Annotated in this window: 7 protein-coding genes; 6 read left to right on the top strand and 1 reads right to left on the bottom strand. The window is 46.9% G+C overall.

The window, feature by feature from the left end; genetic code table 11:
• Positions 1–12: 12 nt before the first annotated feature.
• Positions 13–867 carry an alpha/beta hydrolase gene (locus ACEW8P_RS06775; RefSeq protein ID WP_373512338.1) on the bottom strand — a complete coding sequence of 285 codons (855 nt, stop codon included), beginning with the start codon at positions 865–867 and terminating at the stop codon, positions 13–15.
• A gap of 152 nt (positions 868–1019) precedes the next feature.
• On the opposite strand from ACEW8P_RS06775, the gene ACEW8P_RS06770 reads away from it, so the two are divergent.
• From ACEW8P_RS06770 to ACEW8P_RS06745, 6 genes are all read left to right on the top strand, one after another.
• Positions 1020–1727 carry an alpha/beta hydrolase-fold protein gene (locus ACEW8P_RS06770; protein ID WP_373512337.1) on the top strand — a complete coding sequence of 236 codons (708 nt, stop codon included), beginning with the start codon at positions 1020–1022 and terminating at the stop codon, positions 1725–1727.
• A gap of 119 nt (positions 1728–1846) precedes the next feature.
• Positions 1847–2920 (top strand): RimK family alpha-L-glutamate ligase, encoded by a 1074-nt coding sequence (locus tag ACEW8P_RS06765; protein ID WP_373512336.1) that lies wholly within the window; start codon positions 1847–1849, stop codon positions 2918–2920.
• A 129-nt stretch (positions 2921–3049) separates the two neighbouring features.
• The gene (locus tag ACEW8P_RS06760) at positions 3050–4159 is read left to right on the top strand and encodes a carboxylate-amine ligase (protein ID WP_373512335.1); all 1110 of its coding nucleotides are present in this window, start codon (positions 3050–3052) and stop codon (positions 4157–4159) included.
• Positions 4160–4203: 44 nt separating this feature from the next.
• The gene (locus tag ACEW8P_RS06755; RefSeq protein WP_373512334.1) at positions 4204–5043 is read left to right on the top strand and encodes a type 1 glutamine amidotransferase; all 840 of its coding nucleotides are present in this window, start codon (positions 4204–4206) and stop codon (positions 5041–5043) included.
• Positions 5044–5066: 23 nt separating this feature from the next.
• A complete protein-coding gene (locus tag ACEW8P_RS06750; RefSeq protein ID WP_373512333.1) occupies positions 5067–6260 on the top strand; it encodes a hypothetical protein in 1194 nt (397 codons plus the stop codon).
• 5 nt (positions 6261–6265) lie between these two features.
• On the top strand, positions 6266–7474 hold the full coding sequence (locus tag ACEW8P_RS06745; protein ID WP_373512332.1) for an aspartate aminotransferase family protein: 1209 nt from the start codon (positions 6266–6268) through the stop codon (positions 7472–7474).
• Positions 7475–7700: the final 226 nt, after the last annotated feature.

The following is a 7700-nucleotide window of genomic DNA, read 5'->3' as shown; positions in this document are numbered from 1 at the left end:
TTTGATGTAAATTCAAGATTTCATCTTCATTACCCAATGTAGGAAATCTGGAAAAACTTTTGCCCATGTACTTGGGTGATGCTCCCCATCTTGTACTTCTTCGTACCGAATATCATTTCCCCAGGCAAAGCCTTTGCGTTCTAATTCCGCAATCAAATCCAGCGTATCGTCAATGGAGTCGATAATGCCGTCGTTGTCGCGATCAGATTCTTCGTCGCGGGTACCCGTCTGAAACCAAAATTTGATTGGCGGCCGGCTTGGCGTGTTGCGAATTATGCTATGCATTATGCGATCACTCTCCTCATAATCATCTTCGAGCGCGCGCTGACGCCACCAAAACGAGCCAGAAAAAACGCCAACCTGCGAAAAGTACTCAGAATGGTGCCAGGCGATGTCCATTGCCATCAAACCGCTCAGCGAAAAGCCAGCAACAGACCAGTCGGAACGGTTTTTAGACAAAGTGAAGTTTGCCTTAAGGTAAGGCATCAGTTCAGATGTCACGAAATGCGTAGTGTTGGCTGCTTTGTTTCCCCGATACGCGTAGTCAGGCTGAGAGGCAGTACCGTATTCATAAATGCGATCTTTGTTCGCATGAATCCCTACTACCAATAGTGGCTTTTCAGGAAACCCCAGACAATTTTCTTCCAGAGTTTTCTGCATTCGCAAGGCAGGAAAATCTTGTCCGTCGAAAACCAGCAAAACGGACATAGGGATTGTATCAGGCAATATAGCCGGCTGCAATAGTGTCAGTTTGACCAATCGCTTTAGATGGGCTGAATACAGCCTCATTTCTTTAAATAGGAGCGGTTCAGAAATGACTGATTCGGCGGTGAACACTTGATTTACGGTTGAAATGCGATCGGGCAAAAGATATAAATAATTAAGTAGAATAGTACTTGGCGCTCGAATAGATCTATCAGAACGGTAAGAACTAGCGAGTTAATTTTACAAACAATGATTAGATTTGCAACATAATTCAGAAAAACTCGCAGGTCCCTCCTGATAAATCAAAAAGCATCTTGCAAGAAAACCACATAAGTTACTATTCCCATCATTTGGGGCGCTCGATCGACATGTTAATTTACGGGCATTGGGGCTATCCCATTTTAGTTTTCCCAACCACCCTAGGCGACCACCACCAAGCGAAAGGCATGGGGCTAATAGATTCAGTGCGGGGATTGGTTGAATCCGGTAAGTATAAAATCTACTGCATCGACGGCATCGACAAAGAATCGTGGTACGGACGCCACCTCACACCCGCTCAAAAGGTATTGAACCACATTCAATACGATAAGTTTTTGACCAACGAGTTGGTACCCTATATTCAGCGTGAGTGCAGTGTGGATAAAATCGGCGTGGCAGGGTGCAGTTTCGGTGGATTCCATGCGTTCAACTTCGCCTTTCGTCATCCCGAGCAAGTGGCTTATCTTATCAGCATGAGCGGAGCATTCGACATCCGTTCCTTCGTGGGCGGGTACTATGACGATAACGTGCACTTCAATAATCCAATCGATTACATCCCAAATGAGCAAGGCTGGCGCTACAACCATATGAAAATCGTGCTGGGTTCGTCGGAATGGGATATTTGCCTGAACGCTAACCTGACAATGACTCGAATCCTCAATAACAAAGGCATCGACCATTGGTCCGACATCCGTGGTTGGGAACTCCACGATTGGCCGCTTTGGCACAGGATGTTCCCCGATTATTTATCTAAAATGATGTAGGAGCTATCTGCTTCAAACACCCGACTGCCTACTTTCAATAAAAAAAATAATAGTAATAATCTTTAACTAACATTGTCATTCTGAGCGGAGCCTAAGAATGTCGAATCAAAAACTACTCTATGAAAAAAATTGGCATACTCTATGGCATGGAAAACACCTTTCCTCATGCTTTTGTAAATCGCATCAACGAAAAGAACATTGACGGCATCCGAGCCGAAGGCGTCTCTATCGAACAAGTCAAACAAGCTGACCCCACCGAATATGCAGTCATCATTGACCGCATCTCGCAAGACGTTCCATTTTATAAAGCGTATCTGAAAAATGCCGCACTTTGCGGAGCGGCGGTCATAAACAACCCATTCTGGTGGAGCGCTGACGAGAAGTTTTTTAATAACTGTTTGGCCGAAAAAATCGGCGTTCCTGTCCCTAAGACAGTACTTCTCCCCTCTCACGAGCGCCCGACTGATACGCATGATGTCTCTTTCCGTAACCTGAAATCACCCCTGGCCTGGGAGCAGATGTTTGAGTACATCGGTTTCCCCGCCTACATGAAGCCCCACTCAGGTGGCGGCTGGAAAAGCGTTTATAAAGTCTGGAATCCTGAGGATTTGTGGCAAAAGCACGGTGAGACTGGCCAATTGGTCATGATGCTTCAGGAAGAAATAGTGTTCGACGACTATTTCCGTTGCTACTGCATAGGCCAAAAGGATGTTCTCATTATGCCCTATGAGCCGCGCAACCCGTTCCATGAACGCTACACTTCTGAAATGAATACAAAAGGTGAAGCGGGTGAAAAACTATTAAAGACCATCCGCGAATACACTTTACGCTTGTGCAACGCGCTAGGCTATGACTTCAACACCGTCGAGTTCGCCGTGCGCGATGGCATTCCCATTGCCATCGACTTCTGCAACCCCGCCCCTGATGCTGACATCCATTCTGTGGGTCAGAAAAACTTCGACTGGGTCGTAGAGGCCGCCGCCAATATGGCTATTGAGCGCGCTCAAAACCACAAAGAAGGCATGAACAACCTCACCTGGGGTAGTTTTATGAAGTCCGCTACCAACCAAATACCCGTGGCCGATATGATGAAGGGAGTGTCTACCAAGAAAGAAACTCCTGCGAAAAAGGTAGCTCCTCCTAAAAAAGCCCCCGCAGCCAAGAAAGTAGCCCCAGCGAAAAAATCTAAGTAACAGGAAACGTAGGAATAGAGAGTCTATGAGTTTAAAGTTTATGAGTCCATGAGTTTTGGATGAAAATTCATGCTCATTAAAGCTCATAAACTCATAAATTTTCGACTCATAAACTAATAAACTCCAAAAATGGCCGAACGCGTATTTACTCTGGGAATTGAAGAGGAATTCCAGACCATCGACCCCGTTACTCGCAACCTGCGTTCGCATATGTCGAAGCTGGTCGAGGATGGAAAAATCATCCTGAAAGAGCGGGTGAAAGCTGAAATGCACCAGGCAATGGTGGAGGTTGGTACTAATATCTGTCACGACATCCACGAGGCCCGCGAAGAGGTGACCTATCTGCGGAAAATGATACACGACCTGGCAGCCGCGCAGGATTTGCATGTCGCCGCTGCCGGAACACACCCCTTTGCTGACTGGGTAGATCAGCTTATTACTGACGACCCTCGTTACGATGAATTGATCGATGAAATGAGAGATGTGGCACGGGGTAATCTTATTTTCGGTTTGCACGTGCACGTGGGTATCCTGAATAGAAACGAGGGAATCGCGATCATGAACGCAGTGCGCTACTTTTTGCCGCACATTTACGCACTTTCCACCAACTCACCTTTTTGGTGCGGACGGAATACAGGTTTTAAGTCGTACCGTTCCAAAGTATTCGACAAGTTCCCCCGGACAGGCATTCCCGACTTCTTCGCCGGAGCTAGTGAGTACGACGATTACATTAACCTGCTCATCAAGACCAAGTGTATCGACAACGCTAAGAAAATCTGGTGGGACATCCGGGTGCATCCGTTCTTCAACACAGTTGAGTTCAGGATTTGCGACGTACCGATGCGCGTGGAAGAAACCATTTGCCTGGCGGCAATCATGCAGGCGCTGGTGGTTAAAATCTGGAAACTACAACGTAAGAATTTGAACTTCCGCCCATACCGCCGCAACCTCATCAACGAGAATAAATGGCGGGCGGCTCGCTTTGGTATCGAGAGCAAACTTATCGACTTTGGAATCCAGGAGGAAGTCGAATTCCGAACGCTAATGATGGAACTCTTGGAATTTATAGATGATGTGGTGGACGAGCTCGGTAGCCGCAAGGAGGTTGAACACGTCCACTGGATTTTGGAAAACGGCACCGGGGCTGACCGACAGTTGGCAGTGTTCGAAAAGACTAATGGGGACATGAATGCGGTGGTAGATTATATCGTTTCTGAAACTAAGATCGGGGTTGTATAGTTGTTAGAAAAGTGCAATTACCGATCTAGTACTTTACCATGTATATGACACCACCTAAAACATTGCGCATTGCTATTCTGGACATGAACAACGGCGTCCAGAACGAAGGAATGCGCTGTATAAAGAAAATCGTAGGCGATTTCGCTTTGGAAGAATCGCAGGAGATAGATTGCCAGATTTTCGACGTACGACAGGCCAATGCCGTACCTGATCTGAGCTTCGATATTTACATTTCCTCGGGCGGTCCGGGCAGCCCCAAACCGGAAGGCAAACTTTGGGAAAAGCGGTTTTTTAATTTCGTCGATTCCCTATATAAGTACAACCGCAATCACCATAATCGCAGTAAAAAGCACCTATTTTTAATCTGTCATTCGTTTCAATTAGCCTGCGTGCATTGGGAATTGGGCCACGTCTGCAAGCGGCGGAAGAATTCATTTGGCATTTTCCCTATTCATAAAACGCGCGTCGCCATGCGGGAGCCGTTTTTCGAGGGACTCCAAGATCCTTTCTGGGCGGTAGATTCTCGTGATTATCAAGTAATTGAGCCTGACACTTTACTTATTGAACAGATGGGAGCCAAGATTGTAGGCATGGAAAAAATTCGCCCCCATGTTCCGCTGGAGCGGGCTGTTATGGCAATTCGCTTTTCTAATGAAATTTTTGGCACCCAATTCCATCCCGAGGCCGACGCCGAAGGCATGCTGCGTCATTTTCAAAAAGAGGATAAGAAAACAGCTATCATTAAAAACTACGGGGAGGAGCATTACTACCAAATGATTGCTCACCTGAACGACCCTGAAAAAATTCTGCTGACGGAGAATACCATTCTGCCAAACTTTCTGAAACTCGCCGCCCGACGGGTTTTGGAATTACAGCCTGCTTAACGCTCGATCAAACCTTCCGAATTATGCATCAAGCCGCCCGAAAAGCTTACAACGAGGCGTTTAGTGAAGATTTATACCAAAATCTCTTGGCTAGTATCCAAGAAGATTTCCCTGATGAACTCGATTTTCGGGTGGCCGAAAGTCCGGTTTTTGTGCCGTTAGTTTTAAAAGAAAAATTAATCGAGGCCTGCGAAAGCTTCATAGATGTAATCGTGGCCGACGATTTCAGAGCCAATTCCGAGCGGGCGATTCCTAAGGATCAAAAAGTACCGAACGAGAATGACCACACTTCTTTTCTGGCCATCGACTTCGCGGTTTGTCACGATGAAAAAGGTGAACTCACACCGCAGTTGATCGAGTTGCAGGGCTTCCCATCACTCATGGCGTACCAAGCTTACTTATCGGAATTATTCAAATTTCATTTTCCAGTTCCCGACTCCTTCAACTACGCTTTCGGTGTTGAAAACTACCAGGAATACATGGCGGCTTTGCGAGATTTGATACTCGGTGAGGAGAATCCCGAGAATGTCATTCTCTTAGAAATTTATCCCAAACAGCAGAAAACCCGCGTAGACTTTGCGGTGACCGAGCGTATGCTGGGCGTGAAGGCCGTCAGTTATACCGATCTCATCAAGGAAGGTCGAAAACTTTTTTACGAGAAAGATGGAAGGAAAATTCGGGTCAAACGCATCTATAACCGTTTGATTTTCGATGATCTGAACAACTACCCCGATTTGAAGAGCAACTACGTTTTCACCGATGATGTGGACGTGGACTGGGTAGGACACCCCAATTGGTTTTTCCGTATCAGTAAGTTCACGTTACCGTTGCTGGATAGCCCCTACGTTCCTGAAACTAAATTCCTGAGCGATTACCAGGGCAACTTTCCCGCTGACCTGGAAAAGTACGTGCTGAAACCACTTTTCTCCTTCGCCGGAACGGGTGTTCAGCTACACGTTAAGCGGGAAGAGTTGGAAAATATTCCTGATCCCGAAAATTTTATTCTACAAAAGAAAGTTACCTACGAACCTGTTATTCAAGCGCCCGACGGACTGGTGAAGTGCGAAATCAGGATGCTATACATTTGGCCGGATGACGCGCCGCGCCCGAAACTGCTGACCAGCCTTAGCCGCCTCAGCCGGGGCGAGATGATCGGCGTTCGGTTCAATAAAGACTTTACCTGGGTGGGCGGAAGCGTGGCTTTTTACGAAAACTAACCCTCATGCACTCAAGTCAGCGGCAACTTTTCTTTAACCACCTCGCGCAGACTTCCGATTTTCCTCTTGCCCTCGAAATCGAAAGAGCCGAGGGCGTTTTTCTTTATGGCCAAGACGGAAAGCGATATTTTGACCTGATATCCGGCATAGCGGTGAGTAATGTGGGGCATCGTCATCCCGAAGTACTGGCCGCCATTCACGCTCAACTCGACAAGTACCTGCACCTGATGGTGTACGGTGAATATGTGCAGAGTCCGCAGGTGAAGTTAGCCGAGGCCTTGGTCAATACGCTTGCACTTTCTTATGAATCTCCCTCCCCTTTCGGACTAATTGATTCAGTATATTTTACTAATTCAGGTACCGAAGCGGTGGAAGGTGCGATGAAGTTGGCCAAGCGATACACAGGACGCCCTGAATTTATTTCCTGCGTCAACGCCTACCACGGAGCCACGCAGGGTGCATTGAGTATTTCGGGCGCTGAGTTTTTCAAAAGAAATTTCCGCCCCCTCCTACCTGGTATTAAACAAATTCAACACGGGCACTTGCCTGACTTGGAAAAGATCAGTTGTCGCACGGCGGCGGTAGTTATCGAAGTGATTGGGGGCGAGTCAGGCGTGCGGATTCCTTCATCCGCCTACTTCCATGCCCTGCGCCAACGATGTACCGACGTAGGGGCTTTGTTGGTATTTGACGAAATCCAAACGGGTTTTGGCCGAACAGGTACTTTTTGGGCTTCCGAAAATGTGGGCGTCTATCCCGATATTCTGCTGAGTGCCAAAGGAATGGGGGGCGGGATGCCCATCGGAGCCTTTATGGCCTCCACCCAACTCATGGCTGTTTTCAGGGATAATCCTATTCTGGGCCACATCACTACCTTCGGGGGACATCCGGTTAGCTGCGCGGCCTCGCTGGCAACACTACAAGTAATTCGCTCTCAGAATTTGGCCGAGCAAGCCAACGCGAAGGGAGAATTGATAAAATCCCTTCTCGTTCATCCGAAAATAAAAGAAGTTCGTGGCCAAGGCTTGATGTTAGCTGCCGAGATGGAATCCTTTGAGGTTTTAAAACCCATCATTGACCGTTGCATTTTGGCTGGGGTGATTACAGATTGGTTCTTATTTTGTGATAACTCTATGCGGATTGCGCCGCCGTTGACGATTTCGGAAGGGGAGATTCGGGAGGCGATGGGGGTTATATCAGGGATACTCGGCTGAAAAAATCTTTTAAATTGATGTTTGCCTGTGCCTTCACAGTATGCCATGAGACAAAATTTACTTGGAACGTTATTTCGCGTGGACATAAAGAAAGCTTTAAGCCTTAATCACAATTGAAGAAAATTCTTCAAAAGCCGTTTATGTTTAGCTTACATCAGCGTTGATGAATGTTTTGTTTTTACACATTCAAAAAATAAATTGACACAAAAAAGCCCCAATCAAAGAT

This window comes from Persicitalea sp., assembly GCF_041751555.1.
Classification (GTDB): domain Bacteria; phylum Bacteroidota; class Bacteroidia; order Cytophagales; family Spirosomataceae; genus Persicitalea.
The sequence above is the reverse complement of the archived record's forward strand: the minus strand, read 5'-3'. Positions and strand labels throughout refer to the sequence as shown.

Excerpts from the sequence above, each read along its gene's own strand:
- ACEW8P_RS06760 (WP_373512335.1), top strand. The coding sequence starts at position 3,050 with ATGGCCGAACGCGTATTTACTCTGGGAATTGAAGAGGAATTCCAGACC.
- ACEW8P_RS06755 (WP_373512334.1), top strand. The coding sequence starts at position 4,204 with ATGACACCACCTAAAACATTGCGCATTGCTATTCTGGACATGAACAAC.
- ACEW8P_RS06750 (WP_373512333.1), top strand. The coding sequence starts at position 5,067 with ATGCATCAAGCCGCCCGAAAAGCTTACAACGAGGCGTTTAGTGAAGAT.
- ACEW8P_RS06765 (WP_373512336.1), top strand. The coding sequence starts at position 1,847 with ATGAAAAAAATTGGCATACTCTATGGCATGGAAAACACCTTTCCTCAT.
- ACEW8P_RS06745 (WP_373512332.1), top strand. The coding sequence starts at position 6,266 with ATGCACTCAAGTCAGCGGCAACTTTTCTTTAACCACCTCGCGCAGACT.